Source organism: Pseudomonas cistanchae (genome assembly GCF_054483635.1).
This window is the reverse complement of sequence record NZ_JBTLWN010000001.1, coordinates 897,254-923,356: the sequence shown is the minus strand read 5'-3', so window position 1 is coordinate 923,356 and position 26,103 is coordinate 897,254. Positions and strand designations below refer to the sequence as shown.

The 26,103-nt window shown below is 65.1% G+C and carries 28 protein-coding genes; 14 read left to right on the top strand and 14 right to left on the bottom strand.

The features are described 5' to 3' along the window. Window positions 1-73: 73 nt before the first annotated feature. Window positions 74-241, bottom strand: a complete 168-nt coding sequence (locus ACX0MV_RS04205) for a hypothetical protein (RefSeq protein WP_458981233.1) — start codon at window positions 239-241, stop codon at window positions 74-76. Between the two features lie 29 nt (window positions 242-270). Here ACX0MV_RS04205 and ACX0MV_RS04200 point away from each other — a divergent pair, with 29 nt between their 5' ends. Further along, a complete protein-coding gene (locus tag ACX0MV_RS04200) occupies window positions 271-1,395 on the top strand; it encodes a methyltransferase (protein ID WP_458981232.1) in 1,125 nt (374 codons plus the stop codon). 98 nt (window positions 1,396-1,493) lie between these two features. On the opposite strand, the gene ACX0MV_RS04195 is transcribed toward ACX0MV_RS04200, so the two are convergent. The 3 genes from ACX0MV_RS04195 to ACX0MV_RS04185 form a co-directional block, all read right to left on the bottom strand. Then, on the bottom strand, window positions 1,494-1,637 hold the full coding sequence (locus tag ACX0MV_RS04195) for a DUF2474 domain-containing protein (protein ID WP_458981231.1): 144 nt from the start codon (window positions 1,635-1,637) through the stop codon (window positions 1,494-1,496). A gap of 264 nt (window positions 1,638-1,901) precedes the next feature. Then, window positions 1,902-2,909: a cytochrome d ubiquinol oxidase subunit II gene (cydB, locus tag ACX0MV_RS04190; RefSeq protein ID WP_458981230.1), complete on the bottom strand. Its 1,008-nt coding sequence runs from the start codon at window positions 2,907-2,909 to the stop codon at window positions 1,902-1,904. 2 nt (window positions 2,910-2,911) lie between these two features. Next, on the bottom strand, window positions 2,912-4,351 hold the full coding sequence (locus ACX0MV_RS04185; protein WP_458981229.1) for a cytochrome ubiquinol oxidase subunit I: 1,440 nt from the start codon (window positions 4,349-4,351) through the stop codon (window positions 2,912-2,914). 313 nt (window positions 4,352-4,664) lie between these two features. Between ACX0MV_RS04185 and ACX0MV_RS04180 the strand changes: the two genes are divergently transcribed. Then, window positions 4,665-5,900, top strand: a complete 1,236-nt coding sequence (locus tag ACX0MV_RS04180) for an MFS transporter (protein WP_458981228.1) — start codon at window positions 4,665-4,667, stop codon at window positions 5,898-5,900. A 50-nt stretch (window positions 5,901-5,950) separates the two neighbouring features. Here ACX0MV_RS04180 and ACX0MV_RS04175 read toward each other — a convergent pair whose 3' ends face one another. The 7 genes from ACX0MV_RS04175 to ACX0MV_RS04145 form a co-directional block, all read right to left on the bottom strand. Then, the gene (locus ACX0MV_RS04175; protein ID WP_458981227.1) at window positions 5,951-7,294 is read right to left on the bottom strand and encodes a choice-of-anchor Q domain-containing protein; all 1,344 of its coding nucleotides are present in this window, start codon (window positions 7,292-7,294) and stop codon (window positions 5,951-5,953) included. A 159-nt stretch (window positions 7,295-7,453) separates the two neighbouring features. Next, on the bottom strand, window positions 7,454-9,664 hold the full coding sequence (locus tag ACX0MV_RS04170; protein WP_458981226.1) for a xanthine dehydrogenase family protein molybdopterin-binding subunit: 2,211 nt from the start codon (window positions 9,662-9,664) through the stop codon (window positions 7,454-7,456). After that, window positions 9,661-10,644: an FAD binding domain-containing protein gene (locus tag ACX0MV_RS04165; RefSeq protein ID WP_458981225.1), complete on the bottom strand. Its 984-nt coding sequence runs from the start codon at window positions 10,642-10,644 to the stop codon at window positions 9,661-9,663. The genes ACX0MV_RS04170 and ACX0MV_RS04165 overlap by 4 nt, the downstream gene beginning before the upstream one ends. Further along, on the bottom strand, window positions 10,641-11,153 hold the full coding sequence (locus tag ACX0MV_RS04160; RefSeq protein WP_458981224.1) for a (2Fe-2S)-binding protein: 513 nt from the start codon (window positions 11,151-11,153) through the stop codon (window positions 10,641-10,643). The genes ACX0MV_RS04165 and ACX0MV_RS04160 overlap by 4 nt, the downstream gene beginning before the upstream one ends. A 98-nt stretch (window positions 11,154-11,251) precedes the next feature. Beyond that, on the bottom strand, window positions 11,252-11,863 hold the full coding sequence (locus ACX0MV_RS04155; RefSeq protein ID WP_458981223.1) for a nucleotidyltransferase family protein: 612 nt from the start codon (window positions 11,861-11,863) through the stop codon (window positions 11,252-11,254). After that, window positions 11,860-12,849: an XdhC family protein gene (locus ACX0MV_RS04150; protein ID WP_458981222.1), complete on the bottom strand. Its 990-nt coding sequence runs from the start codon at window positions 12,847-12,849 to the stop codon at window positions 11,860-11,862. The genes ACX0MV_RS04155 and ACX0MV_RS04150 overlap by 4 nt, the downstream gene beginning before the upstream one ends. A gap of 108 nt (window positions 12,850-12,957) precedes the next feature. Beyond that, window positions 12,958-13,509: a DJ-1 family glyoxalase III gene (locus ACX0MV_RS04145; protein ID WP_458981221.1), complete on the bottom strand. Its 552-nt coding sequence runs from the start codon at window positions 13,507-13,509 to the stop codon at window positions 12,958-12,960. Window positions 13,510-13,712: 203 nt separating this feature from the next. Between ACX0MV_RS04145 and ACX0MV_RS04140 the strand changes: the two genes are divergently transcribed. Continuing rightward, entirely contained in the window at window positions 13,713-15,005 is a 1,293-nt protein-coding gene (locus ACX0MV_RS04140) for an NCS2 family permease (RefSeq protein WP_458981220.1), read from the top strand. 81 nt (window positions 15,006-15,086) lie between these two features. Next, window positions 15,087-16,175: a tRNA (uridine(54)-C5)-methyltransferase TrmA gene (gene trmA, locus ACX0MV_RS04135; RefSeq protein WP_458981219.1), complete on the top strand. Its 1,089-nt coding sequence runs from the start codon at window positions 15,087-15,089 to the stop codon at window positions 16,173-16,175. Here the strand turns inward: trmA and ACX0MV_RS04130 are convergent. Next, complete coding sequence (locus tag ACX0MV_RS04130; protein WP_458981218.1) at window positions 16,172-16,558, bottom strand: DUF4345 domain-containing protein; 387 nt, start codon at window positions 16,556-16,558, stop codon at window positions 16,172-16,174. The genes trmA and ACX0MV_RS04130 overlap by 4 nt on opposite strands. A 151-nt stretch (window positions 16,559-16,709) precedes the next feature. Between ACX0MV_RS04130 and ACX0MV_RS04125 the strand changes: the two genes are divergently transcribed. Together ACX0MV_RS04125 and ypfJ are read left to right on the top strand one after the other, a co-directional pair. Next, window positions 16,710-17,144 (top strand): DUF411 domain-containing protein, encoded by a 435-nt coding sequence (locus ACX0MV_RS04125; protein ID WP_458981217.1) that lies wholly within the window; start codon window positions 16,710-16,712, stop codon window positions 17,142-17,144. A gap of 88 nt (window positions 17,145-17,232) precedes the next feature. Further along, the gene (ypfJ, locus tag ACX0MV_RS04120; protein WP_458981216.1) at window positions 17,233-18,099 is read left to right on the top strand and encodes a KPN_02809 family neutral zinc metallopeptidase; all 867 of its coding nucleotides are present in this window, start codon (window positions 17,233-17,235) and stop codon (window positions 18,097-18,099) included. A 208-nt stretch (window positions 18,100-18,307) separates the two neighbouring features. Here ypfJ and ACX0MV_RS04115 read toward each other — a convergent pair whose 3' ends face one another. Then, window positions 18,308-19,195 carry a PA4780 family RIO1-like protein kinase gene (locus ACX0MV_RS04115; protein WP_458981215.1) on the bottom strand — a complete coding sequence of 296 codons (888 nt, stop codon included), beginning with the start codon at window positions 19,193-19,195 and terminating at the stop codon, window positions 18,308-18,310. A gap of 290 nt (window positions 19,196-19,485) precedes the next feature. Between ACX0MV_RS04115 and ACX0MV_RS04110 the strand changes: the two genes are divergently transcribed. The 8 genes from ACX0MV_RS04110 (at window position 19,486) to ACX0MV_RS04075 (ending at window position 24,781) form a co-directional block, all read left to right on the top strand. After that, window positions 19,486-19,959 (top strand): DUF2218 domain-containing protein, encoded by a 474-nt coding sequence (locus ACX0MV_RS04110; RefSeq protein ID WP_458981214.1) that lies wholly within the window; start codon window positions 19,486-19,488, stop codon window positions 19,957-19,959. A gap of 118 nt (window positions 19,960-20,077) precedes the next feature. Next, on the top strand, window positions 20,078-21,130 hold the full coding sequence (ada, locus tag ACX0MV_RS04105) for a bifunctional DNA-binding transcriptional regulator/O6-methylguanine-DNA methyltransferase Ada (protein ID WP_458981213.1): 1,053 nt from the start codon (window positions 20,078-20,080) through the stop codon (window positions 21,128-21,130). A 108-nt stretch (window positions 21,131-21,238) separates the two neighbouring features. Further along, the gene (locus ACX0MV_RS04100) at window positions 21,239-21,547 is read left to right on the top strand and encodes a nucleotide pyrophosphohydrolase (protein ID WP_458981212.1); all 309 of its coding nucleotides are present in this window, start codon (window positions 21,239-21,241) and stop codon (window positions 21,545-21,547) included. Next, entirely contained in the window at window positions 21,540-22,289 is a 750-nt protein-coding gene (locus ACX0MV_RS04095; RefSeq protein ID WP_458981211.1) for a methyltransferase domain-containing protein, read from the top strand. The genes ACX0MV_RS04100 and ACX0MV_RS04095 overlap by 8 nt, the downstream gene beginning before the upstream one ends. Before the next feature lie 158 nt (window positions 22,290-22,447). After that, window positions 22,448-23,041, top strand: coding sequence for a DUF4136 domain-containing protein (locus tag ACX0MV_RS04090; protein WP_458981210.1), 594 nt, complete (start codon window positions 22,448-22,450; stop codon window positions 23,039-23,041). A 22-nt stretch (window positions 23,042-23,063) separates the two neighbouring features. Further along, entirely contained in the window at window positions 23,064-23,624 is a 561-nt protein-coding gene (locus ACX0MV_RS04085; protein WP_458981209.1) for a DUF4136 domain-containing protein, read from the top strand. Window positions 23,625-23,634: 10 nt separating this feature from the next. After that, window positions 23,635-24,135 (top strand): GNAT family N-acetyltransferase, encoded by a 501-nt coding sequence (locus ACX0MV_RS04080; RefSeq protein ID WP_458981208.1) that lies wholly within the window; start codon window positions 23,635-23,637, stop codon window positions 24,133-24,135. Between the two features lie 196 nt (window positions 24,136-24,331). After that, window positions 24,332-24,781 (top strand): DMT family transporter, encoded by a 450-nt coding sequence (locus ACX0MV_RS04075; RefSeq protein ID WP_458981207.1) that lies wholly within the window; start codon window positions 24,332-24,334, stop codon window positions 24,779-24,781. A 147-nt stretch (window positions 24,782-24,928) separates the two neighbouring features. On the opposite strand, the gene ACX0MV_RS04070 is transcribed toward ACX0MV_RS04075, so the two are convergent. After that, window positions 24,929-25,867, bottom strand: a complete 939-nt coding sequence (locus ACX0MV_RS04070; RefSeq protein WP_458981206.1) for an SdiA-regulated domain-containing protein — start codon at window positions 25,865-25,867, stop codon at window positions 24,929-24,931. Window positions 25,868-26,103: the final 236 nt, after the last annotated feature.

Below are 26,103 nucleotides of genomic sequence, written 5' to 3'. Positions count from 1 at the left end.
CACCGGCGCAAGCGCGGCGGGATCGGAATCATCGGGTGTTACCAGATCGCAGCTGAATTCAGAGGTCTGGTTATTATTTGAGTGCTGAGCCTGACTCGTCGGTATCGATTACGACCGACCAGCTCAGCAGGGGGGCGGCATTTTTCTGCATCGCGGCGCTTTGCACAAGCCCGTTTGGCAAACCAGCGCGCACTTCCGAGACTTTTTCCGCGCTTGCACCGACAATAGCGACCAACAGCACGTCCCAACCGCCTCGCCATTGAGTGTTTCATGTCCGTGTTCAACTCCGCGTTCGCCCAACTCGACCTGATTCGCCAGCCCGAACAGCAGGCCGAACCGTTGCAGGCCTTCGATGCTGCCGACGAATACCTGCTCAATCAGGTACACGAACAGGGGCTGGCGGCAGACGCGCGGGTGCTGCTGCTCAACGACAGCTTCGGCGCCCTGGCTGCCAACCTGGCGGGGCGCGCCCAGGTGACCAGCAGTGGCGACTCGCACCTGGGTTACCTAGGCCTGCGTGCGAACCTGGCGCGCAATCGGCTGGCCGCCGACGCGGTTCACTTCGTGCCGGCCAGCGCCGTGGCGCAGGGGCCGTTCGACCTGGTGCTGATCCGCGTGCCGAAAACGCTGGCGCTGCTGGAAGAACAACTGATCCGCCTGCATGGCCAACTCGCCCCCGGCGCGCAGGTGATTGCCGGCGCGATGATCAAGCACCTGCCGCGGGCGGCGGGCGACCTGCTGGAGAAATACCTGGGCCCGGTGCAAGCCTCGCTGGCAGTGAAAAAGGCCCGCCTGCTGCGGGTGACACCCACCGCGAAACCCGCGCCGACCTCGCCCTACCCCACGCGCTACCGCCTGGAGCAGCCGCCGCTGAAACTGGTCAACCACGCCAACGTGTTCTGCCGCGAAGACCTCGACATCGGCACCCGCGCGCTGTTGCCGCATTTGCCCAGGCACCTCAGCCGCACCCGCGCAGCCGATCTCGGCTGCGGCAACGGCGTGCTGGCAATCGCCTATGCACTGGGTAGCCCGCAGGCCGAGCTGACGCTGGTGGATGAGTCCTACATGGCCGTGCAGTCGGCCGAACAGAACTGGCGCGCCGCGCTGGGCGATCGCCCGGCGGAGATTCGCGCGGGCGACGGCCTGGCCGAACAGGCCGAGAATTCCCTAGACCTGGTGCTGTGCAACCCTCCGTTCCACCAGCAGCAGGTGGTTGGCGATTTTCTCGCGTGGCGCATGTTTCAGCAGGCGCGCGCGGCGCTGGTCACTGGCGGCGAACTGTGGATAGTCGGCAACCGCCACCTCGGTTATCACGCCAAGCTCAAGCGGCTGTTCCGCGGCGTCGAACAGGTGGCGGCCACGCCGAAGTTCGTGGTGCTCAAAGCGCTCAAATAAGCGCCGGACCGTAGGGTGGGATCACGCGTCACCGATTCACCATGGCGTTGGCACGGTGGATGAAAAAGACGCCATCCACCCGACAGAAACGTCCGCCGTTACGGCGTACCCATCCCCGCCGCCTGCATGAACTGGCGCAACAGCCAGGACACCGCTCCCAGCGCCAGCACGCTGGCGGACCAGATCAGCAGCAGCCAGCCGAGGCGCTGCCACAGCGGCTTTTTCTCTTCTAAATCGTTCATCTTGCGACCTCAGAACCTATTCGAGGTCTCGCGAGCTAGAGCCATGCAAGGCAAAAGCCGGCGAGAAACGTAGCGGAGCGGAGTAACAGCCAACGGCTCGCCCGCAGGGTGAGCGAAGCGAATCAAGCGGAGTGTACTTTTGTACATGAGCATTACTCGTTTCACTCGCCCTTCGGGGCGCGCTGAAGCGCGTTAGCCGCAAGCGGCTTGCCGAGCCGGCTTTTAACGCCGCAGGGCCGACGCGCAGCAGACCGGAGCCAACACTCAATGGTAGCCATCGTCTTCGGTCACCTTGCCGCGGAACACGTAATAGCTCCAGGCGGTGTACATCAGGATGAACGGGATGATCAGCAGCGCGCCGACCAGCATGAAGCCCTGGCTCTGCGGTGGCGAGGCTGCGTCCCAGATGGAAATCGACGGCGGAATGATGTTGGGCCACAGGCTGATACCCAGGCCGCTGTAGCCGAGGAAGATCAGCACCAGGGTCAGCAGGAACGGCGTGTTGTTGGCGTTCTTCTGGATACCGCGCAGCAGCCAGTAGGTGGTCAACAGCACCAGCAGCGGCACCGGCATGAACCACAGCAGGTTGGGCATGCTGAACCAGCGCTGGGCGATGGCGTCGTGGGCCAGCGGCGTCCACAGGCTGACCGCACCGGTAACGGCGAGCACCACGAACACCAGCGGCCGGGCGATGTCGTGCATCTGCCCCTGCAGTCGGCCCTGGGTTTTCATGATCAGCCAGGTACAGCCGAGCAGCGCATAGGCGGCAATCAAGGCCACCCCGCAGAACAGCGAGAACGGCGTGAACCAGTCCAGCGCGCCGCCAGCGTAGACCCGATCGACCACGCGGAAGCCGTCGATATAGGCCCCCAGCGACACCCCCTGGAAAAAGGTCGCGGTCAAGGAACCACCGATAAACGCCTTGTCCCAGATATGGCGCTTTTCCGCCTTGGCCTTGAAGCGAAACTCGAAGGCCACGCCGCGGAAAATCAGCCCCAGCAGCATGAAGATCAGCGGCAGGTAGAGCGCACTGAGCACCACCGAATAGGCCAGCGGAAACGCGCCGAACAGCCCGGCGCCGCCCAGCACCAGCCAGGTTTCGTTGCCGTCCCAGACCGGCGCCACGGTGTTCATCATCACGTCCCGTTCGCGCTCGCTTTTGACGAACGGAAAGAGGATGCCGATGCCCAGATCGAAACCGTCCATCACCACGTACATCATGATGCTGAAGACGATGATCACCGCCCAGATCAATGAAAGATCGATACCCATGTTCAGTTCCTCTCGCCCAGATCGTCGCTTTCGCCTTCCTCGAAGCTCTCATCGGCTGCAGAGAGCGGACGAGCCGGCGTGCGTTGCTGCCCAGGGCCACCCGCGCCCTCTTCCTTGCCTTCGTTGATCACCGGGCCTTTGCGCACCAGGCGCATCACGTAACTGATGCCGGCACCGAACAGGGCGAAGTACACCACCACGAACAACCCGAGCGTCAGGCTCATGTGGGCAAAGCTGTGCCCCGATGAGGCATCTGCCGTGCGCATCAGGCCGTAGACGACCCAGGGCTGACGGCCAATTTCGGTGGTGAACCAGCCCGCCAGGATGGCGATTACCCCCGACGGGCCCATCCACACCACCATGTGCAGGAACGGCCGACTGGCATACAGACCTCCGCGCATGCGCAGCCAGAGGCTCCACAGGCCGGTGACGATCATCAGCAAGCCGAGGCCGACCATGATGCGGAAGGTCCAGAACACGATGGTCGAATTGGGCCGGTCCTCGGGCGCGAACTCCTTGAGCGCCGGCACCTGCTTGTCCAGGCTGTGGGTCAGGATCAGGCTGCCGAGCGCCGGAATTTCGAGCTTGAAGCGGGTTTCCTCGGCGTCCATGTCCGGCCAGCCAAACAGGATCAGTGGGGTCGGCTCGTCGCCATGGTTTTCCCAATGGCCTTCGATCGCGGCGATCTTCGCCGGCTGGTATTCCAGGGTATTGAGGCCATGGAAGTCTCCGATCACCGCCTGCACCGGCGCGACGATCAGCGCCATCCACATGGCCATCGACAGCATCCGCCGGATCGCCGGGTTGTCGCGCCCGCGCAGCAGGTGCCAGGCCGCGGACGAGCCGACGAAGAACGCCGTGGCGAGAAAGGCCGCGGTCGCCATATGGGCCAGGCGATACGGGAACGAGGGGTTGAACACCACCGCGAACCAGTCGGTGGGAATCACCCGCCCGTCGATGATTTCGAAACCCTGTGGGGTGTGCATCCAGCTGTTGGACGCGAGAATCCAGAAGGTCGAGATCAGCGTGCCGACGGCCACCATCACCGTGGAAAAGAAGTGCAGCCCGGGGCCGACGCGGTTCCAACCGAACAGCATGACGCCGAGGAATCCCGCTTCGAGGAAGAACGCGGTGAGCACCTCGTAGGTCAGTAGCGGCCCCGTCACCGCACCGGCGAAATCGGAAAACGCGCTCCAGTTGGTGCCGAACTGGTAGGCCATGACCAGGCCCGAGACCACGCCCATGCCGAAGTTGACCGCGAATATCTTCGACCAGAAGTGATAGAGGTCGCGGTACACCTCTTCGTTCGTCCGCAGCCACAGGCCTTCCAGTACGGCTAGGTAGCTGGCCAGACCGATCGTGATTGCGGGGAAGACGATGTGGAAGGAGATGGTGAAGGCGAACTGGATTCGGGCCAGATCTAACGCCTCTAAGCCGAACATAAGGCTTCCTCTGTCAGATTATTCGGAGCACAGCCGTGTGCGCGCTGCAGTTTGGAGCGCAGAACAATGAGATTGTTCTTGTTATCTGAACCGACGTGGCGCCAGGGCAGTCAGCCTTGCAGGCACATCCGAAACGGGATTCGGCCTGCATCGCGCATGACCGCAGAATACCGCCGCGCGGGTGCAGCGCCGCTGTGGTTATTTGTCGCGCGAGGCACGATCATGGCAGCGCTCTTCTGACCGAACGGTCATGTTAGGCTGCGCGCCTGCGCTGCTGAGGCAAGCGCCTTTCAACCGTTAGAAGCGAACATCCATGTCAGTTCACGGCACCTCGCAGTTGCGTCACCACCGCCCCTTTCGCGCTTTCTGGCTGGCCCGGGTAGGCACTGCCAGCGGTTTTCAGATGCTCACCGTGGCGATCGGCTGGCAGATGTACAGCCTCACCGGCAGCGTGCTCGACCTGGGCCTGGTGGGGCTGGTCGAGTTCATGCCGAGAATCCTGTTCATTCTGTTCACCGGCCATGTTGCGGACCGCTTCGACCGGCGCAAGGTCGCCGCACTCTGCCAGGCGGCCCAGGCCCTGGTGGCCCTGGCGCTGTTGATCGGCACGCGGGTCGATGGCGTCAGCCGCGAGATGATCTTCGTCATCGCCTTTCTGCTCGGCAGTGCCCGTGCCTTCGAGATGCCGACGACCCAGGCACTGCTGCCGAACATCGTGCCTCCGAGCCTGTTTCCCGCTGCCGTCGCCGCATCGGCATCGGCGCTGCAGACCGCGACCATAGTCGCGCCCGCGATCGGCGGCCTGCTCTACGCGGTGGATGCAGGCTGGGTCTATGGCTCCAGCGTGGTGCTCTACGCGCTGGCGCTAAGCCTGATGCTCAGCCTGCCGGCGCAGCAGAAACCCTTGAAGCAGAAGATCTCGGTCGAGTCGCTACTGGCCGGCTTTCGCTTTATCCGCAGCCGCGCCGAAGTGTTCGGCGCGGTGTCGATGGACATGGTCGCGGTGCTGCTAGGCGGCATCAACGCGCTGATGCCGGTGTTCGCCAAGGACATCCTGCTCACCGGCCCCTGGGGCCTCGGCCTGCTTCGCTCGGCGCCGGCAGTAGGCGCGCTGCTGATGTCGGTCTGGCTGGCGCGCTTTCCCATCGAGCGCAAGGTCGGCCCGGTGATGTTCACCTCGGTGGCGATCTTCGGCGTGGCGACTATCGGCTTCGGCCTGTCCACCTCGCTGTGGTTCAGCCTGGCGACGCTGGTTTTGCTGGGCGCGGCCGACATGATCAGCATGGTCATCCGCGGCGCCTTCGTGCAGCTGCAGACGCCCGATGCCATGCGCGGGCGGGTCAGCGCGGTCAACGGCCTGTTTATCGGCGCATCCAACCAGCTCGGCGACTTCCGCGCCGGTGTCAGCGCCGCCTGGTTCGGCACCGTACCGGCGGTGCTGATCGGCGGCGTCGGCGCGCTGGTTGTCACCGGATTATGGATTCGCCTGTTCCCGACCCTGGCCACGCGTGACCGCATGCACGAGCCCAGCGACGCGCAGACACCCTGACGGCGAACCCGCGCCTCGCCCACAATGCCGACGATGCGCTGGGCTTCCGCTTACGGCCGCGAGCGTTCGAAGGCGCCGAGGTCACAGACCGCCACACCGTCACCATCACCGTCACGCGGCCGGCTGAAGCCGCGCTGATCATGCTGGGTGCAGGAGCCGACGCCGGCATCCAGCGCCGGGCTGCCCTGTCGCACGCCATGGCTCCAAGTGGCGCCTTGGTTGGCGGCAAGCGGATGCAGAACCTTGGTCCAGGTCAGCCCATCGTCCACCGGCACGTCACTGAGGCAGTTGCCCTGGTCGGTGCCGAGCAGCAGACCACGCGCCTGATAGACGCCCTGATTACTGCAGTTGACCGGCACGCCAGCCAGCTGATTGCCGGCGATCAGGCTGTTGCGAATCAGCACCTCGCCCACATTGCTCAACCCCAGGCCGCCATTGCCGGCAATGGTTACGTTGATCAGCTGCGCCCTGGACGCCACGTCCGCGACGAAGTTGTCGATGCCATTGGCGAAGACCCCGTTGACGTCAATGCCGGGGTTGCCGCTCAAGGTGCTGTTGGTCAGCTTGATGACGCCGTTACGGCGGTTGGCGATCGCGCTGCCCCCGCCGCCGTAGAGCGGCACGCCGGCGCTGTTGCCGACAAAGGTACTGCGCGCTACATCTGCCGTGCCCTCGTTGTAGAGCGCACCGCCCTGGCCGTAGTCGGAATCGTCATCGGTCGCGCTGTTGCCGCGAAAAGTGCTGTCGCGGACCTGCAGTGACGCCATGTTGAAGATCGCGCCACCGCGCCCGAAGAAACCTTCGTCGCCGTTGGAGTTATTGCCTTCGAACAATGCGTGGCTGACGCTCAGCGTGGCGAAGTTGGCAATCGCACCGCCTTGCCCCTGGATGCCGGCATCGGCGCGGTTGTTGAGAAAGCTCACCTGACGCAGCTGGGTGTCGCCGTGGTTGCGAATCGCCCCACCGTAGGTATCGGCCAGACCATCACGCAGGGTCAGCTGGCGCAGCTGCAGTGACGCACCCGGCACCACTTCGAGCAAGCGGTCGCCGCTGCCCTGAATGACAGTCGCGGCTTGCCCGGCACCGACAAGCGTTATGTCGGCGACCACGTCCAGATCACCGCGCACGCCGAGGTCTTCATCGGGATCGGGGTCCTCGTCGTAATTCCACGGGGGATCGTTGAGGGTCAGTTGGTAGACGCCCGGCGCCAACAGGATGCGCGTCGGTTCGGCGGCCTGATTGGCCTGATGGATGGCTTCACGCAGCGAACAATTGTTGACGCAGGCTGGGTCGAAGCTGTCGCTGGTTTTGCTGACCAGGATATCGGCTGCCTGGCTGACAGGCGCCAGCGCCAGGCATAGGGCAATGCCAAGGGGATGGATTCGGGTGGGCATGAGTAATCTCCAAAGGGAAATCCATGTCGGAGACAACTCAGCTTCCGGCAGCGAGGCGGGCCGATGGGCCCTGCCGAGGAGTTGGACCGATCACCCTGTCGGCGGTTCGCCGAGCAGACGGGCGGCCGCCCCGATTTCGCACAGGCGGCCACGCGTCCATCAACTGACGATCAGCTTGTCCAGGGTGATCGGCAGGTCGCGCACGCGCTTGCCAGTGGCGTGGTACACCGCATTGGCGACGGCTGCGGCGACACCGACGATGCCGATCTCGCCCACGCCCTTGGAGCCGAGCGCGTTGACCACGCTGTCCTCTTCCTCGACGAAGATCACCTCGATCTCCGGCGTGTCGGCGTGCACCGGGATGTGGTACTCGGCCAGGTTGTGATTCATGTAGCGGCCGAGGTTGTGGTCGATCAGGGTCTCCTCGTGCAGCGCCTGACCGATGCCCCAGATCACCCCGCCGAGAATCTGGCTGCGCGCGGTTTTCGGGTTGACCACGCGGCCGGCGGCAATGGCGCTGACCACCCGGCTGACCCGCACGGTACCGAGCTCCTTGTCGACGCGGACCTCGACGAACACCGCCGAATGGGTCGCGGTGGCGTACTGCTCGCGCGCCTTGCTCGGTTCGGCATCGACCTGGGCTTCCAGCGCGCCGCCGTGGGCGAGCAGCTCGCTCAGCGGCACGCTAAGGCTCGGGGCGCTGCGCAGACGCAGCTGGCCGTCGACGAACTCGACCTGCTCACGCGCTATGCCGACAAAGCGGGAATCGGGACGCTGTGCGGCGGCGGCCAAGAGTTTGTCCTGCAGCGCCTCGCAGGCCTGCTGCACCGCGCTGCCCACCGATGACACGGTGAACGAGCCGCCTTGCAGCGGCGCGGTCGGCAGGCTGGAATCGCCGAGCTGGAACTCCACCCGCTCGACTGGCAGGCCTAGGGTCGCGGCCGCGATCTGGGTCATCACCGTGTAGGTGCCGGTGCCAATATCGGTGGTGGCGCTGCTGACCCGCAGCATGCCGTCCGTGTCCAGCCGCGCGCGGGCGCTGGCTTTCTGCTGCATGGCTTCCCACACGCCGGTGGCCATGCCCCAGCCGATCAGTTCATTGCCCTCGCGCAGGCTGCGCGGTTCCAGGGGCCGTTTATGCCAGCCGAACCGCTCTGCGCCCTGGGTGTAGCAGGCGCGCAGCTCTTTGCTGGAATAGGGCTTGCCCTCGTTCTGGTTGCTCTCGGCGTAGTTGAGCAAGCGCAGCTGCAATGGGTCGATGGCCACCGCATAGGCCAGCTCGTCCATCGCGCACTCCAGGCCGTAAACGCCGAGGGCCGCACCTGGCGCGCGCATGTCCAGCGGGGTGTAGACGTCCAGCGGCACCAGCTCGTAGCCGAGCTGCAGGTTGTCGCACTGATAGAGCATGCCGGACCACTCGACCACGTGTTCGGTGAAATCCTCGAAGCGCGAGGTCTGACCGATGGCGTGATGGTGGATGGCGTGCAGCACACCGTTCGCCGCCGAGCCGAGCTGCAGGCGCTGCACGGTGCGTGGGCGATAGCCGAAGGTAAACATCTGCTGCCGGGTCAGGCTGACCCGGACCGAGCGGCGCAGCTGCAACGCCGCCATCACCGCCAGGGGCAACTGATACTGCGGACGCAGGCCGGAACCAAAGGCGCCGCCGACGAAGGGCGCGAGCACGCGAACGCGCCCTTTCAGGCCGAACACGTCCTCGACGTACTGCTGGCTGTTTTGCGTGCCCTGGGTCTTGTCGTAGATCGTCAGGCTGCCGTCGGCTGCATACATCACCGTCGAGGCGTGGGGCTCCATCGGGTTGTGGTGCTCGACCGGCGAGCTGTACTCGGCCTTGATCCCGAGCATCGAGCCAGCCAGCGCACTGGCGGCATCGCCACGCGGCTTCGGCAACTCGGCCGGTGCCGGGCGGGCATTGCCAAGCTGGGTCATGAGATTGGTCTGGTGCGGCTGCTGGTCGTACTCCACCTGCACCAGCGAGCCGGCGTAACGGGCCAGTTCGAGGGTTTCCGCCACCACCAGGGCAACAGGCTGGCCGCTGTAGAGCACCCGGTCGTTGTACAGCGGCCGGAACGGCGAGCCGTCGGCAGAGTCGGCGTCCTCGTAGGACTCATCCTCGCCTGCCAGCTTCGGTCGATTGTCGTGGGTCAGCACCAGCAGCACCCCGCGCAGCGCGAGCGCCGCATTGGCATCGATACGGACGATGCGGCCGCTGGCGATGCGGCTGGACACGACGCAGCCATGGAGCAGGTCGGGCGCGTCGAACTCGGCGGCGTAGCGGGCGCTGCCGGTAACTTTCTGCGGGCCATCGACGCGGTCGAGCGGCTGGCCCATGGGCGATTGTTTAGCGCTCATGGCTGGACTCCTGCGGCTTCGGTGAGGGCGCGAACGATGGCACGGCGTGCCAGCTCGATCTTGAAGGCGTTGTGTTCGAGCGGCTCAGCGCCGCTCAACAGGCGCTCGGCCGCCAGGGCGAAAAACTCTGCCGTGGCCGGCTGATCGACCAATACGGCTTCGGCTTCGACCTTGCGCCACGGCTTGTGCGCGACGCCGCCCAGGGCAATGCGGGCACGTCGCACGGTGGCGCCATCCATGTCCAGCGCTGCCGCCACCGATACGAGGGCGAAGGCATAGGACGCTCGGTCGCGCAGTTTGAGGTAAGTGCTGTGCTCGGCAAAACCAGCCGCCGGCAACTCGACCGCAAGGATCAGTTCGTCATCGGCCAGGCTGTTGTCGCGCTCGGGTGAATCGCCCGGTAGCCGGTGGAAATCGGCGAAGGCGATGCGCCGCTCGCCTCCTGGGCCGATGACGATCACCTCGGCCTCGAGCGCCGCCAGCGCCACGCACATGTCGGAGGGATGCACCGCAACACAGGCCTCGCTGGCGCCGAGGATCGCATGGATGCGGTTGACCCCATCACGGGCCGGGCAACCGCTGCCCGGTTCGCGTTTGTTGCAGGGCACGGCGCTGTCGTAGAAGTAGTAACAGCGGGTGCGCTGCAACAGGTTGCCGCCGGTACTGGCCATATTGCGCAGCTGCGGCGAGGCGCCGGCCAGCAGCGCCTGCGACAGCAGCGGATAACGCCGCTCGACATCGGGGTGCCAGGCGAGGTCAGCGTTGCTGACCAGGGCACCGATGCGCAGCCCGCCGGTGCCGGTGACGGCGATATCGCGCAGGGGCAGTGCGTTGATGTCGATCAGCCGCTCGGGACGCGCGACATTTTCCTTCATCAGATCGAGCAAATTGGTGCCACCGGCGATAAAGCGCGCACCGGGACCGGCCAGGCGCAGTGCTTCAGCAACGTCATGGGGCTTGCTGTAGGCGAAGGGGGTCATGACTGAACCTCCTGGCGGCATTCCGGCAGCGCTTCTTCGATGGCCGCGAGGATGTTGCTGTAGGCGCCGCAGCGGCACAGGTTGCCGCTCATCATTTCGCGAATCTGCTCGGCGCTGGCGGCCTTGCCTTCACGCGCCAGACCGACGGCGGAGCAGATCTGCCCAGGCGTGCAATAGCCGCACTGAAAGGCGTCATGCTTGATAAACGCCGCCTGCAACGGGTGCAGCCTGTCGCCGCTGGCCAGCCCTTCAATGGTGGTCAGCTCGGCGCCGTCGTGCATCACCGCGAGGGTCAGGCAGCTGTTGATGCGCTTGCCGTCGAGCAGCACCGTACAGGCGCCGCACTGGCCGTGGTCGCATCCTTTCTTGGTGCCGGTCAGCTGCAGCTGTTCGCGCAGCAGGTCGAGCAGAGTGGTCCAGGGGTGCACCTCAAGCTGGTGCGACTGGCCGTTGAGGGTCAGGGAAATAGCATGCAGGGCGAGGGACTCGCCGGTATCTGTAGCGCTCATGGAAGCCTCACGGTCGGGTTCTCTAGCGGGCTGCGCAGTGGGCTGCGTCTTAGGGCTACGACTTCGCCGCGCTAGCAAACGTTCAGGTTTCCGGGCCACTAGCCGGCGGTGGCGAAACGGGCCAGACGATCACCGGGCAGGTCGACGTCGACCAGGATGCCGGGGTCGTCGACCGCCAGCTCGACAAGGTTGGCGCTAATGCCTGCAGCGCGCTCGAACAGCGCCTGCGCACCCTGATCGCCGCGTAGCGCCAGCAGCTGTTTGCGGTAGTCACTGCCGATACCGCGTGGATGACCGCGACGACCCTGGTAGGTCGGGACCACCAACTTGCCGGGTTCGATTGCAGCCGCGATTCGCCGCACGGTCCCGCGGCCCACGTAGGGCATGTCGCCGAGCGCAACCAGCCAGCCGTGGCAGTCGCCGCAGTGCTCCACTGCCTGGGCCAGGCTATCGCCCAAGCCGGCAGACCGCACCTGCAACACATCGCAAGCCTGGCCGCGCAATAACTCGATCAGCGCCCGATTATCAGCCCTCGCCACCACCAGGCTGCGCTCGCCGACGCCGGCCAGCGCGCGCAGGGCGAGCAGGATCACTGGATCGCCGGGGGCATTCAGCAGATGAGGCACGAGCAGCTTGTCGGCGCCAGCCTGCGCGCGAAAGCGACTGCCCTGCCCTGCGGCCAGCAACAGCGCGCACACGCCCGCGATCACGCGCACTGCACCGCGGGCTGGCACTGGCGGGCTGCCATGCCATTTTTCAGCGCGACGATCTCCGCCAGCAGCGACAGGGCGATCTCCGCAGGCGTACGGCTGCCGATGGCCAGGCCGATGGGGCCGTGCAGGCGCGCCACGTCGCGGCTGGCGAGACCAAGCGAGAGCAGCCGCTGCTTGCGCTTCTCGCTGTTGCCGCGTGAGCCCAGCGCACCAACGTAGAAGGCGGCGGACTGCAACGCGGTGAGCAGGGCCATGTCGTCGAGGCGCGGGTCGTGGGTCAGGGCGACTATTGCGGTGTGGGCGTCGGGCTCAATCGCCAGCACCGCGTCATCCGGCATGCCAGGCACGAAGCGCACCTGCCCCGGCGCCCAGTCGTGCCGATAGGCGTCACGAGGGTCGCATACCAGCACCTCGAAACCCAGCGCCTGGGCGAAATCGGCAACGTAGCGCGACAGCTGCCCGGCGCCAATCAGCAGCAGCCGCCAGGCCGGACCGAAGGGCGCGCATAAGGTGCGACCGTCGAAACTCAGCTCGCCAGGGGAATTGCCGGTGGAATTGACTGGGCTGAGCTCGACTCGCCCCGTCGACAGATCCAGCCGCCGTGTGAGCCGCTCATGGGCGTCGCAGCGCGCCAGCAGCTCATCGAGCCAGGCAACGCTCTGCAACGGCTCCTGCACCAGACGCAGGGTACCGCCGCAGGGCAGGCCGAAGCGCGCCGACTCCTCCTTGCTGACGCCGTAGCTGATCACTTCGCAGGCTGTTGCCGGATCGCGCTGCAAGGGCAGCCGCGCGAGCAGATCGTCTTCGATGCAGCCACCGGAAACCGAACCCTCCACCCGGCCGTCGTCGCGCAGGGCCATCAGCGAACCCAGCGGCCGCGGCGCGCTGCCCCAGGTTTCCACCACGGTGTAGAGCGTCACCGGGTGACCTTCGCGCAACCAGTCCCGAGCCCGTCGCAACACGCTCAGATCGACCCCATCCATTGCCATTGCCTCGTGCCGAAAAACAGATTGCCGCCCAAGGCGGCCTGCCTTCAGTGACTCGAACAACGGGCGACAAGTTCGTCTTTTCGCGGCCTGCGCTGCTGCGTGCTAGACCAGCATGGCGTCGGCGATCTCGTTGCGCCTGGCCTTGCCGACCAGTTGCTCGACCAGGATCAGGGCGAAGGCCAGTGCGGTGCCCGGCCCCTGACTGGTGATGCAGTTGCCGTCGACCACCACCGGCTGGTCGACGAACACGCAGCCGCTGAGACGGTCGCTGATCGCCGGGAAACAGGTCATGCGCCGCTGCTTGAGGACGCCGAACGGCTGCAGCGCGAACACTGGCGCCGCGCAGATGCCGGCGAACAGCTTGCCGGCCTTGGCCTGCTCACGCACCCGCTCGGCCAGCGGTTGGTGTTCGCCAAGGCGCTGGGCACCCGGCATACCGCCCGGCAACACGATCAGATCAAACGCCTGGGCCAGCACGTCGACCAGCATGGCATCGGCAGTCAGCCGCGTGCCGCGGGCACAGGTGATCATCCGACGGTCTTCGATGCTGGCGACCACCACCTCGATGTCGGCACGCCGCAGCACGTCGATCAGGGTGACGCACTCAAGGTCTTCGACTCCGTCGGCGACGGTGATCAAGGCTCGCATGGTCATATTGGCCTCCTTCTTGCCTATTCGAATGGGTGCTGCAAGTTGACCAATTGGTCATAAATTCATTCGCCAAAGGCGAGCTGATATGATGCGCGCCTTTTCCCCGACCGCCAGCAAAAGCCTGCACATGCACGCGAATGTGCTTTGCTTGCGGTCTGTGCGTTTGATTAATAAACGCGGCCCAAGAGCCGCCTCGGAGCGTCCGCATGCTGGAAAAACTGTTCCAACTCAAGGCACACAACACCACGGTACGCACCGAGGTACTGGCAGGGCTGACGACCTTTCTGACGATGGCCTACATCCTCTTCGTCAACCCTAACATGCTCGCCGAAACCGGCATGGACAAGGGTGCGGTATTCGTCGCCACCTGCCTGGCCGCCGCCATCGGCTCGGCGATCATGGGTCTGCTCGCCAATTACCCGATCGCCCTGGCGCCGGGCATGGGCCTCAATGCCTTCTTCACCTATACCGTGGTGCTGACCATGGGTCACACCTGGCAGGTGGCACTGGGGGCGGTATTTCTCTCGGGGGTGATCTTCTTCGCGCTGTCGATCTTCAAGATCCGCGAGTGGATCATCAACAGCATTCCCCTGGCCCTGCGCGCCGGTATCGCCGCCGGCATCGGCCTGTTCCTGGCGATCATCGCGCTGAAGAACGCCGGTATCGTGGTCGACCACCCGGCCACCCTGGTGACCCTCGGCGACCTCAGCCAGGGCGGCGCCATGCTCGCCTGCCTGGGCTTCTTCGTGATCGCTGCTCTGGCCTATCGTCAGGTCACCGGCGCGGTGATGATCGGCATCCTGCTGGTCACGGGCCTGTCGATCCTGTTCGGCCTGTCGCAGCTCAGCGGCGTGGTGTCGATGCCGCCGTCGCTGATGCCGACCCTGCTGCAGCTGGACATCATGGGCGCCCTGGATATCGGCCTGATCAGCGTGATCTTCGCCTTCCTCTTCGTTGACCTGTTCGACACCTCCGGCACCCTGGTCGGCGTCGCGCAGAAAGCCAACCTGCTGGACCAGGACGGCAAGATGCCGCGCCTCGGCCGCGCGCTGCTGGCTGACAGCACGGCGACCATGGCCGGCGCCGCGCTGGGCACCTCGACCACCACCAGCTATATCGAATCCGCTGCTGGCATCAGCGCCGGCGGGCGCACCGGCCTGACCGCTTGCGTGGTCGCTCTGCTGTTTCTTCTCAGCCTGTTCTTCGCCCCGCTGGCCGGCGCGGTACCAGCCTTTGCCACCGCCCCAGCGCTGCTGTTCGTCGCCGTGCTGATGATGAGCAGCCTGGCGCAGATCGACTGGGACGACCTCACCGTCGCCGCACCTGTAGTGGTCGCCGCCCTGGCCATGCCGCTGACCTTCTCCATCGCCAACGGCATCGCCTTCGGTTTTATCGCCTGGACCCTGATCAAGCTGCTGGCCGGCCGCGGACGCGAACTCAACCCGGCGCTGGTCGTGCTGTCGGTATTGTTCGTGGTCAAGCTGGGCTGGTTCGCCTGATAAGATCCGCGCCCACACCTGCCTAAAGGCGGACGAACACGGTTTCATCCGCCTTTTACGATCGAAATATCCGAGTATTCCATGAGCCGTTCCCAGTTCGACCCCGCCAGCTACGACGCCCAACTCGCCGAAAAGAAGCAGCGCCTGATCGAGCTGCTGGCACCGTTCGAGGCACCCGCGCCTGAAGTCTTCGAGTCGCCGCGCGAACATTACCGCCTGCGCGCGGAATTCCGCCTGTGGCGTGAGGGTGAGGACCGCCACTACGCGATGTTCGAGGCCGGCGATAACCTCAACCCGATCTTCTTCGAAGACTTCCCCATCGCCAGCACGCAGATCAATGCGCTGATGCCGCGTCTGAAAGCCGCCTGGCAAGCCAGTGCGGCGCTGAGCTTCAAACTGTTCCAGGTCGAGTTTCTCACTACCCTGGCTGGCGATGGACTGATCACCCTGTGCTATCACCGCCCGCTGGACGCGGCCTGGCAGGCCGAAGCCGAGAAGCTCGCGGCTGAGTTGCAGGTCAGCATCATCGGCCGCTCCAAGGGCAAGCGCATCGTGATCGGCCGGGATTTCGTCGAGGAAAAACTGCAGGTCGCCGGCCGCCGCTTCAGCTATCGCCAGCCGGAAGGCGCCTTCACCCAGCCCAATGGCGAAGTGAACCAGAAGATGCTCGGCTGGGCCTACGAGGTACTGGGCGAGCGTCAGGACGACCTGCTGGAGCTGTATTGCGGCAACGGTAACTTCACCCTGCCGCTGGCCACCCGCGCGCGCAAGGTGCTGGCCACCGAGATCAGCAAGTCCTCGGTCAACGCCGCCCTGGCGAACCTGGCCGATAACGGTGTGGACAACGTCAGCCTGGTGCGCCTGTCCGCCGAGGAGCTGACAGAGGCGTTGAATGAAGTGCGGCCGTTCCGTCGCCTGGCTGGCATCGACCTGAAGAGCTACGAATTCGGCAGCGTGTTCGTTGACCCGCCGCGCGCCGGCATGGACCCGGACACCTGCGAGCTGACCCGGCGCTTCGAGCGCATCCTGTACATTTCCTGCAACCCGGAAACCCTGGCCGCCAATATCGCCCAGCTCCATGACACCCATCGGGTGACACGCTGCGCCCTGTTCGATCAGTTCCCCTACACCCACCACATGGAGTCGGGGGTGTTGCTGGAACGGCGTTAGGTTCTGCTGAGGCCGCGCAACGCCCAGAAGCACAGACCAGCCGAGACCACCTCGAGCACCAGCGCGTACAGGTTGAACGTCTGCTGCGCGCCGCCATCCAGCACCAGGCCGCCGATGCGAGCCAGTGCCAGGGCGCTGTAGAGCATCACCAACAGGATCAGCGCGGCGCGAGTCAGGTCCACGCGGGCCATGGCCAGGCCGACAAACGCCGCCAGGCCCAGCTGCAACCCGCCGTAATAGGCGCGCATGTCGGTGGCGGCGGCTGGCGCCATCAGCAACATCCCGCTGAGATTGGCCATTTCATGGGGGCGGATGAAATACGCCAGGCCAAGCCCCGCCATGGCCAGCAGCTGAATCGACAAGATGATGCGTGCAAGCAACATGGCTGAACTCCAGTGAATGTGGCGGCGAGCATAGCCGAAAAGCATGGGTCACCTGTTACCGGCACGCTGGAAACCTTCGCTCACAGCCGGCCCATGGGCACCCGAGGCCTGGGGCGCTATGCTCTCCCCCCCAGTCCCAGTGGAGTTCACCATGCGCCGCGCGCTTATTGCCTTCGCCCTTCTCGCCAGCACGGCCCAGGCCGCCGAGCCGCTGACCATCGACGTGCACCGCGATCCCAACTGCGGCTGCTGCAAAGCCTGGATCAGCCACCTGCAAGACAACGGCTTTACCGTCAACGACCATGTCGAAACAGACATGAGCGCGGTCAAGCAGCGGCTTGGCGTACCGCCCCGGCTGGCGTCCTGCCACACCGGCGTGATCGACGGCAAATTCGTTGAAGGCCACGTGCCCGCCGCCGACATCCTCAAACTGCGCGCCCAGCCGGACCTGCTCGGTGCCGCCGTGCCCGGCATGCCGACCGGCTCGCCAGGCATGGAATACGGCGACGCACGCGATGCCTACCAGGTTATCGGGCTGGACCATCAGGGTGCCGAGCGGGTGATCAGCGATTACCCAAGCAAGTGAACCGCCGCCTGCCGAAATCGGTCCATTGGCCTGGACAGCAGGGCGGCGTTAACGGCGCCCGGCAGCTAATCACAGAAGGATGTAAGCGATGCGCTGGAAACGGGCGAGACGCAGCGACAACGTAGTGGACGCGCGCGGCAGCGGCGGTCGGCGCTTCGGCGGCGGCAAGGGCCTGAGCCTCGGTGGCATCGCCATCGTGGTGATCGTCGGGCTGATGATGGGCCAGGACCCGATGCAGATTCTCGGGCAGTTAGCCGGTCAGGCGGGCCAGGGCGACGCACCGAGCCAGCAGACGGCGCCGGCAGGCAACGATCAGCAGTCGGAGTTCGTTCGCGCGGTACTGGGCGACACAGAAGACACTTGGCGCGCGATTTTCCAGAGCGCCGACCAGCAGTACCGCGACCCGACCCTGGTGCTGTTCAGCGATGGAGTCAATTCCGCCTGCGGCTTCGCCAACTCGGCGGTCGGGCCGTTCTACTGCCCCGGCGATCAGCGGGTGTACATCGACCTGGCGTTCTTTCGCGAGCTGGAACAGCGCTTCGGCGCCGCGGGCGACTTTGCCCAGGCCTACGTGATCGCTCATGAGGTCGGCCACCATGTGCAGACGCTGCTGGGCGTCTCCGCCAGGGTCAATGCGGCACGCCAGCGTGGCGAGCAGCTGGAAGGCGACAACGGTTTGCTGGTGCGCCAGGAGCTGCAGGCGGACTGCCTGGCCGGCGTATGGGCGCACCATGCCCAGCGCCGCCTTGACTGGCTGGAACCCGGCGATCTGGAAGAAGCGCTGAATGCTGCCAATGCCATCGGTGACGACCGGCTGCAGCAGCAGTCGCGCGGCCAAGTGGTGCCGGATTCCTTTACCCACGGCACCTCCGCGCAGCGCGTGCGCTGGTTCAAAACCGGCTTCGCGCAAGGCGACGTCGGCCGTTGCGATACGTTCCTGGCCACGCGGCTGTAGCCTTAGCCCACGCTCATGAGCGGCTCCCGTAAGGTGGATGTCGTTCCACCCATCCACCCCCTCGCATCGGATGGTGGATGAAAAAGCGTCGGCTACGCGCCCCGAGCCACCCTACAGGTGGAACGTTGGCAGGCGTGGATAGCAGACATAAAAAATGCCGCTGACCTGTTCGGGTCAGCGGCATCATTTTATCTACCGCACTCTCAGCCTACTGCGCCCAAGGCGGCGGGGGCTCCTCGCCCTTGGGTTCGTCTTCGGCATTCAGCAGCGCCTGGCGCCGCGCCTCGTCGGCCAGCGCGGCCTTGATCTCGCGCATCACCGCATCGATATCGGCTTCTTCTTCCGGGTCGTCGAATTCACCGGTCAGCGGGCTTTCCGGGGTCAGCTCGCCGGCCTCGTAGAGTGCCCACATTTCCTTGGCGTACTTGGTGAATTTCAGCTCCGGAGCGAACTGGCCGAAGTAGGCGGCCATGTTGCCGACATCACGCTCGAGCATCTTGAACGCATGGTTGTTGCCGGCAGCGTCCACCGCCTGGGGCAGGTCGATGATCACTGGACCACCTGGATCAAGCAGTACGTTGAACTCCGACAGATCGCCATGCACCAGACCAGCACAGAGCATTTTCACCACTTCACGAATCATGAAGGCGTGGAATTCGCGGGCATCGTCCGGGTGCAGGTCGACATCATTGAGGCGCGGAGCGGCGTCGCCCTCGCCGTCATCGACCAGCTCCATCAACAGCACGCCTTCGAGGAAGTCATACGGCTTGGGCACCCGCACGCCAGCACTGGCCAGGCGGAACAGGGCGGCGACTTCGGCGTTCTGCCAGGCATCTTCCTGACCCTTGCGGCCGTACTTCGAGCCTTTGGCCATGGCCCGCGCGTCGCGGCTGTTGCGCACTTTGCGGCCTTCCTGATACTCGGCGGCCTGGCGAAAACTGCGTTTGTTGGCTTCCTTGTAGACCTTGGCGCAGCGCAGCTCGTCTCCGCAGCGCACCACATAGACCGCCGCTTCTTTACCACTCATCAGCGGGCGTATTACCTCGTCGACCAGCCCGGCTTCGACCAGGGGTTCAATACGTTTTGGCGTCTTCATCAGCTTTAATCGTGGGTCCTGTGTTGCCTATTCGCGTATGCCGCCCGTTATACGGCAATCTTTGTGCAGCGCCCACCCTCCTGTCGGCCGGCAGTGCTTTTCCGCCCTCTAAAAACTTGCACGCCGTCGCATCGACTGGCTTTGCCTCCGCCGCCATGCAACCAATGCACGGCCGCCACTGTCTGTTAGCTACGCAAGCAGCACCGGCCAACGGATTTCAGGCCTGTGCTGCTGGTCTATTCAAGCCCAGCAAAGGCTTTTGCCAAAAGGTACTGCAAGTGGAAATGGCTATGAAGCGCCCCGAACGTGACACCAACGGGCCCGCACACCCAGCGATGCGCCACGATGCGCGCGGTGTTCACCGCTCGGTCGTCGGCAACGCGCTGCGCCAGCCAACCCTTACCCAGCCCTGTGACGCCATGGTGCGCAAGCAGCCCGCAGCCGGCCTGCACGCGCGCGCCCATGGGCGCAGAGCCATCGCAACGCCCCATGTCGCCACCAGCTACGTATTGACCTTGACCCCGGCGCGCTACATCAGCCGCTTCTGCAGCCAGTTCAGCCACAAGCTGGCGGTGAACTTCGACGAGAGCCAGGGCCGGGTCGAATTCGACTTCGGCATCGCGTTTCTGCACACCGACAACACCGGCCTGTACCTGAGCGCCCTCAGCGACACCCGGGAGAACCTGGAAAAGCTCAAGCACCTGATCGCCACCCACTTCGAGCGATTCGCCTGGCAGGCGCAGCTGGAGCTTGACTGGCAGTAAGCCGCACGGCCGGCTCGCGCGCTCCAGCTCTAGAGTGCATTAGTTCTAAAGCGTATTTCGGATTGGCGCGCATCCCACGAAGGTCGACAATCGGCTCATCCCTGTACGGAGCCGCGCCATGCTTAATCCTGACACCTGCTGGCAAGCCCTCTGCGACCGCGACAGCGGCTTCGACGGCCGCTTCGTGTTCGCCGTGCGCAGCACCGGCATTTATTGCCGCCCGAGCTGCCCCGCCCGCCGGCCGCTGCGCCACAACGTCAGCTTTCATGCCACGCCAGCCGAAGCGCAAGCCGCGGGGTTTCGCCCATGCCTGCGTTGCTCGCCGCAGGCGGCCAGCCCGGCCCAGCAACTCGACGAACTGATCGCCGCGGCGTGCCGCCTGCTCGGCCCGACTCAACCGCCGCTGACTCTGGCGCAACTGGCCGGGCGCATCGGCCTTTCCGAGTCCCACCTGGCCCGTGCGTTCAAGGCGCGTACCGGATTGACGCCAAAAGCCTGGGCCAGCGCCCAGCGTCGCGCGCAGCTGGATGCCCGCCTGGCCAGCGCCGATACGGTTCTCGACGCCGCACTGGCGGCAGGCTATTCAGGCACCCGCGCCCTTTACGAACAGCCGGACGCCCTGACGCCCGCCAAGCGGCGCAAGGGTGCAGCCGGCGAAACGCTGCGCTATACGCTGGCCACCTGCCCGCTCGGCCAATTGCTCCTGGCGGCCAGCGAACGAGGCGTCTGCGCGCTGCTGTTTGGCGACAGCGCCGCGGCGTTGGAAGACGAGCTGCGCCAGCGCTTTGCCGCCGCCGAGTTGCTGCGCGACGATGCCGGGCTGGGCGCGTGGCTGGCGGTCGTGCTCGCCCATGTCGAGGAACCACGCCGCGCCGCGCACCTGCCGCTGGATTTGCGCGGCAGCGTGTTCCAGCAGCAGGTATGGCACGCCCTGCAACGCATTCCACTCGGTCAGACCCGCCGCTACGCGGACCTGGCCAGCGAACTGGGCAGCCATCCGCGCGCCATCGCCCGTGCCTGCGCCAGTAACCCGCTGGGTTTGCTGGTGCCGTGCCACCGCGTGATCGCCAGCAACGGCGGCCTCAGCGGTTATCGATGGGGCGTGCAGCGCAAGGCGGCGCTGCTGCAGCGGGAAGCCATGCAGACGCAACATCCGGTCATGGAAGACTGACGCAGCGCCTACGCGCTTGTCTCAGGCCGACACCTCGCCCTAAAACTCGCCGAACGCTTGAAGCCGCGCCGGCAAACCCGGAAGCTAGGCGCCTGCCTGGAGCGACCGATGAATATCAGCGAACTCACCACCCGCCTGCATGCGATCCGTGATCGCAACGACTGGCGGCAATTTCACAGCCCGAAGAACCTGGCCATGGCCGCCAGCGTGGAAATGGCCGAGCTGGTGGAAATCTTCCAGTGGCTGAGCGAAAAGCAGTCGCGGCAGTTGCCCGCCGATCAGCTGGCCCATGCGGGTCAGGAGGTAGGCGACATCGTCCTGTACCTGGTGTTGCTGTGCAGCGAGCTGGGCCTCGACCTGGAGCAGGTCGTCCGCGCCAAACTGGCCGACAACGAACGGCGCTTCGCCAATGGCTGATCGGCACTTCGATGAGTTGGCGACCCGCTTCGCCGAGAAGATCTATGGCGGCGCCAAGGGCGCGATACGCCTGGCGGTGCTCCAGGCGGACCTGACCGAGGCATTGCCGCAACGCTCGTTACGGGTGCTCGATGTCGGCGCGGGCCTGGGTCATATGGCGCTGTGGCTGGCCGAACAGGGCCACCAGGTCACCCTGGCCGAACCTGCCGAACCGATGCTCGCGGGCGCGCGCGCGCGCTTTGCCGCCGCCGGGCAGCAGGCCACCTTCATTCAGGCGCCGTGGCAGGAGCTGCCCGATCAACTCGACGGCAGCTACGACCTGGTGATCTGCCATGCGGTGCTGGAATGGCTGGCGGAGCCGCAGGCGATCCTGCCGGTGCTGCATCGGCTGTGCACGGCGGGCGGCTGGCTGTCGCTGGCGTTCTACAACAAGGATGCGCTGATCTATCGCAACCTGCTCAAAGGTCATTTCCGCAAACTGCGCATGGCCGAGTTCGCTGGCGAGAAGCAGAGCCTGACGCCGCAGATGCCGCTCGATCCGCGGCAACTGGCGGCGCAACTTGAGCAGCACTGGCAGGTCGAAACCCAGAGCGGCGTGCGGGTCTTTCACGACTATATGCCGCAGCCGTTTCAGGCGAAGGCCAGCGTGCCGGAGCTGCTGGAAATGGAGCTGGCTTACCGCCGTCACCCCAGCTTCGCCGGCCTGGGCCGCTACCTGCACTGGATCTGCCGGCCGCGCTGAACACCAGGATTGAGACGATGGGGCGCTGTGTAGGCTGGACATGGCGCAGTCTTGTCGCCATTGGCGACCAGATGGCGGACAAGCCTTCGGCATGTTCGTCCTACGAGGCCGCAGGCTTCCAAGCTTTATCAAAATCGAGTCCGCAGGCAGGAATAATCATGAAACCACTGTCACTGCTACTTCTGTTGCCTGCCCTGCTGGCCTGCCAAAGCCAGAACCCCTACAAGGCCGAGTCCAACTCGCTGCCACCTGCCCCGGCCCAGGCCGCGCAGCAGGTCGATCTCAGCGCCTACCCGGCAGCGCCCCGCGACTACGGGCGCTACCGCAACTGGAGCTGGTTGAACCGCCCCGCTGGCAGCGCCTGGGCCAGTACCGAACTGATCGAACAGGCGCTGAGCAATGCGCTCGATCAACGCGGCCTGCGTCCAGCCCGCAGCGATATAACCGCCGACCTCAAGGTGAGTGCCGAGCTGCGTCAGGAAACCCGCATCCGCCAGGTGGCCGAACACTACGGCAGCCATTATGGTCACGGCCGTTATGGCAGTGATTACGGCCTATGGGGCAGCGCGCCCCTGGTGCGCACCTACGAAGAAGAGGTCATAGTGGTGCACATCGAGCTATTCGATGGCCGCGATGGTCAGCCCGTGTGGCGCGGCAGCGCGCAGACGCTGGCCAACGGCAGCCAGAGCGAGCGCGCCGATGCCCTGCGCGACGCGATCCGCCAGGCCCTCGCCGCCTACCCGCCCGCCTGATGGGCGATCATCGGAGACCACCATGCGCATTGCCTTGTTGCTTTCGTTACTGCTGTTGCTGAGCGGATGTCAGACCGCCCGGCTGGAACGCGACTACGACCCCAACCGCGACTTCGCGGCTTACCGCAGCTGGAGCTGGCACGAGCCGGCCGTGCAATACAAACCGGAGGATCCTCGAGTCAGCAGCGACCTCACCGGTCAGCGCATTCGCACGGCGGTGGCGGAGCAGCTCGATCAGCGCGACCTGCGCCCGGCAACAGCGGGCGCAGCGGGCGACCTCAAGGTGCAGGTCTGGCTGATTGTCGATGACCGCCAGCAGCAGGTGAGCACCCACTTCGGTGGCGGTTGGGGCGATCCTTGGGGCGGCGGATTCTGGGGCGGCCCCAGCCATGTCGAAACTCGCACCCTGGATTACCAGGTCGGTACCCTGCAGATCGATCTGCTGGACGGCAAGGACGGCAAGCTGGTCTGGCGCGGCAGCGCCGAGCAGGTCATCCGCCAGCAACAGCCGACCCCGGCGGAGCGCGAGGCCGCGATTCGCGCCACGGTTATCGACATCCTTAGCCAGTACCCGCCGCAGTGAGCCGGCACGGATGACCACATCCATCATGCCTACCGGCCCGCTTAGCCATCGCCCCGCCACGTTCGATGACTTGGCCGAGGTCGTCGCCTTTCCGCAGAACGTCGCCGAGCTGTTTTTCTGCTACCCAAAGGCGGTCTGGCCGCTGGATGTCGAGCAGCTGGCCGCCGCCATGGAAGCACGCAGCGACAGCACGGTGGCGCTGCTGGAGGGTCGAGTCGCCGGTTTCGCCAACTTCTATCAATGGCAGCAAGGCAAAGCCTGCGCCTTGGGCAATCTGATGATCGCGCCCTGGGCTCGCGGTCAGGGCGTGGCGCGTTACCTGGTGACGACGATGGAACAACTGGCGCGAGAGCGCCACCAGGCCACCCGCATGCACGCGTCCTGTTTCAATGCCAACAGCGCCGGCCTGCTGCTGTACCCGGCCCTGAGTTACGCACTCCGCGGCCTGGTCGAGCGCCGCGATCCGCAGGGCAACCGGGTGGCGCTGCTGCAGTTCGATAAAGCGCTGTGACCGCGCGTGCCCCCTACGAGGTCAGATACTTCCCACTTGAGCGCCGAAGCCTGGGCGCGCCACACACCACCGGCGCCTAGCCTTTTCTTTTATCAAGAAGAGCCCGTTTAAACAGCCTGCTAGCGCCAAAGCGCTGACCGAGCAGACAGGCATTGCGGCATAATCGCCGGCCCTTCGCCGACGGAGAGATGCCGCAATGCCTGCGCCCATCTGGTGGTTACTCGCTTTACCTTTCGTTGCTGGCGCCTGCCTGCCGCTGCAGGCAGGGATCAACGGCCAGTTGGCCAAGCAGGTCTCCAGCGTGCTGTCGGCGGCGCTGATTTCATTTGCGGTCGGCACCCTGGCGCTGCTGATTCTGGTGCTGGCGCAGCGCGAGGTTCCGTCTGTCGCCGCGCTCAAGGGCCTGACGTGGTGGCACTGGAGCGGCGGCCTGCTGGGGGTGATGTTTATCGCCACCGCCGCGTTCGCCGGGCCCAAGGTTGGCGCACTGTTGTTTATGGCGCTGGTGATCGCCGGCCAGTTGGCCATGGCACTGACGCTCGATCACTTCGGCTGGGCCGGCTTTCGCGAAGCGCCGATCAGCCTCGGCAAGATCGGCGGACTGCTGCTGATCGTTGCGGGAATCTGGTTGATCCGGCGCGGTTGATCGCAGCATGCCGGCTAGTTTGTAGGGTGGACAAGGCGCAGCCTTGTCCACCGCTGACCACGCCAATGGCGGACAAGCCTTCGGCCTGTCCTCCCTACGAAGCCACGACGTTATCCAGCCGCTCTGGTAGCGGCTGGCACTGCCGCGCTAATCGCGCTCGAAGCGATAGAACAGGTTGGGCTCGCTGACCAGATACAGGTTGCCACGGTCATCGAAGGTCACCCCCTCGCCTTGCTTCACGCTGTCTTCCAGGCCGGCGAAGCCGCCGAGCAATGAGCGGAAGCTGATCAGCCTGCCGTCATCGGCATCCAGTTCCATCAGCAGTTTCGATTCGTCGCTGAGCAGCGCGAGGTGGCCGGTGTCGGCGTCGAAGTGCACCGAGGACAGATCGGTGGCAAAGACCTTGTGTTGAATCCAGTCGGCGCGATCGATCACCTCAAGATTGAAGTCCCCCTGCAGGGTGGATTTCAGCCCGCGGATTTCGTACAGCTTGCGCGGCGAATGCTCCTTGACCACAAACAGCCGGTCACCGTCCCGGTCGTAGCCGGCACCCTCGAACCCCTCGTTGCCGCCCGGCGCCAGCCCCAGGGTCAGGGCGCGATAGTCTTCGCGAAACAGCGGACCAGCCTTGCTCGGCACCTTTACCACCACCAGCGCCTGGGTGCGTTCTTCGACCAGCAGCAACAGGTCGTCGCCCAGGTAGGTGATGTCTTCGACGTCGCTGAAGCCGCTGAGCGGGTAACGCGCCAGCACCTCGCCGTCGGTGCTCAGGGCGAGCAGTTCTTCGGGGTTGTTGAGCACGGCCCACAGGTGGTTGCGGCGTTCGTCGAAGGTCAACCCGGACAGGTTGTCCTTGACCGTTGCCACTGGTTTGGCGTCGATACGGACGTGATATTCCGGCAGCCACAGGCTGCGCCCTTGCCATTCGGTTTGGTGCAGCGAGGTCTTGATCCAGAAATACAGTCGGCTATCCAGATGCAGGACCTGCACCTGATAAGCGGCAACCAACATCAGCAACAACAATGCCCAGGTCCATGGGTTAAGCGCAGGTAGCCTTCCTAGCACCCCTTTGGCAGCGGACATCATAGAAATCGTTCTCGCATACGGACAGGAAGCAGCAGCGTGCCCGAGGAATGTGACGATCTCGCATGCGTACGCGGTCAGGCCCAAACTCGGTAAGGCGTTGTTGAGAGTAAGCGGGGTTGGCAAAGTTCCACCCCGCCCGGCGGGTGCCGTCCAGCACCCTGCCGTGATAAGGTGGCCGCCCTTTTCGCCCGAATGGATAGAGACAGGTCGTAATGACACTGGCCCAACCATCCCGC

Coding starts and splice junctions, on each gene's coding strand:
- ACX0MV_RS04200 (WP_458981232.1), top strand. CDS start 271: ATGTCCGTGTTCAACTCCGCGTTCGCCCAACTCGACCTGATTCGCCAG.
- ACX0MV_RS04195 (WP_458981231.1), bottom strand. CDS start 1,637: ATGAACGATTTAGAAGAGAAAAAGCCGCTGTGGCAGCGCCTCGGCTGG.
- cydB (WP_458981230.1), bottom strand. CDS start 2,909: ATGGGTATCGATCTTTCATTGATCTGGGCGGTGATCATCGTCTTCAGC.
- ACX0MV_RS04185 (WP_458981229.1), bottom strand. CDS start 4,351: ATGTTCGGCTTAGAGGCGTTAGATCTGGCCCGAATCCAGTTCGCCTTC.
- ACX0MV_RS04180 (WP_458981228.1), top strand. CDS start 4,665: ATGTCAGTTCACGGCACCTCGCAGTTGCGTCACCACCGCCCCTTTCGC.
- ACX0MV_RS04175 (WP_458981227.1), bottom strand. CDS start 7,294: ATGCCCACCCGAATCCATCCCCTTGGCATTGCCCTATGCCTGGCGCTG.
- ACX0MV_RS04170 (WP_458981226.1), bottom strand. CDS start 9,664: ATGAGCGCTAAACAATCGCCCATGGGCCAGCCGCTCGACCGCGTCGAT.
- ACX0MV_RS04165 (WP_458981225.1), bottom strand. CDS start 10,644: ATGACCCCCTTCGCCTACAGCAAGCCCCATGACGTTGCTGAAGCACTG.
- ACX0MV_RS04160 (WP_458981224.1), bottom strand. CDS start 11,153: ATGAGCGCTACAGATACCGGCGAGTCCCTCGCCCTGCATGCTATTTCC.
- ACX0MV_RS04150 (WP_458981222.1), bottom strand. CDS start 12,849: ATGGATGGGGTCGATCTGAGCGTGTTGCGACGGGCTCGGGACTGGTTG.
- ACX0MV_RS04145 (WP_458981221.1), bottom strand. CDS start 13,509: ATGACCATGCGAGCCTTGATCACCGTCGCCGACGGAGTCGAAGACCTT.
- ACX0MV_RS04140 (WP_458981220.1), top strand. CDS start 13,713: ATGCTGGAAAAACTGTTCCAACTCAAGGCACACAACACCACGGTACGC.
- trmA (WP_458981219.1), top strand. CDS start 15,087: ATGAGCCGTTCCCAGTTCGACCCCGCCAGCTACGACGCCCAACTCGCC.
- ACX0MV_RS04130 (WP_458981218.1), bottom strand. CDS start 16,558: ATGTTGCTTGCACGCATCATCTTGTCGATTCAGCTGCTGGCCATGGCG.
- ACX0MV_RS04125 (WP_458981217.1), top strand. CDS start 16,710: ATGCGCCGCGCGCTTATTGCCTTCGCCCTTCTCGCCAGCACGGCCCAG.
- ypfJ (WP_458981216.1), top strand. CDS start 17,233: ATGCGCTGGAAACGGGCGAGACGCAGCGACAACGTAGTGGACGCGCGC.
- ACX0MV_RS04115 (WP_458981215.1), bottom strand. CDS start 19,195: ATGAAGACGCCAAAACGTATTGAACCCCTGGTCGAAGCCGGGCTGGTC.
- ACX0MV_RS04110 (WP_458981214.1), top strand. CDS start 19,486: ATGAAGCGCCCCGAACGTGACACCAACGGGCCCGCACACCCAGCGATG.
- ada (WP_458981213.1), top strand. CDS start 20,078: ATGCTTAATCCTGACACCTGCTGGCAAGCCCTCTGCGACCGCGACAGC.
- ACX0MV_RS04100 (WP_458981212.1), top strand. CDS start 21,239: ATGAATATCAGCGAACTCACCACCCGCCTGCATGCGATCCGTGATCGC.
- ACX0MV_RS04095 (WP_458981211.1), top strand. CDS start 21,540: ATGGCTGATCGGCACTTCGATGAGTTGGCGACCCGCTTCGCCGAGAAG.
- ACX0MV_RS04090 (WP_458981210.1), top strand. CDS start 22,448: ATGAAACCACTGTCACTGCTACTTCTGTTGCCTGCCCTGCTGGCCTGC.
- ACX0MV_RS04085 (WP_458981209.1), top strand. CDS start 23,064: ATGCGCATTGCCTTGTTGCTTTCGTTACTGCTGTTGCTGAGCGGATGT.
- ACX0MV_RS04080 (WP_458981208.1), top strand. CDS start 23,635: ATGACCACATCCATCATGCCTACCGGCCCGCTTAGCCATCGCCCCGCC.
- ACX0MV_RS04075 (WP_458981207.1), top strand. CDS start 24,332: ATGCCTGCGCCCATCTGGTGGTTACTCGCTTTACCTTTCGTTGCTGGC.
- ACX0MV_RS04070 (WP_458981206.1), bottom strand. CDS start 25,867: ATGATGTCCGCTGCCAAAGGGGTGCTAGGAAGGCTACCTGCGCTTAAC.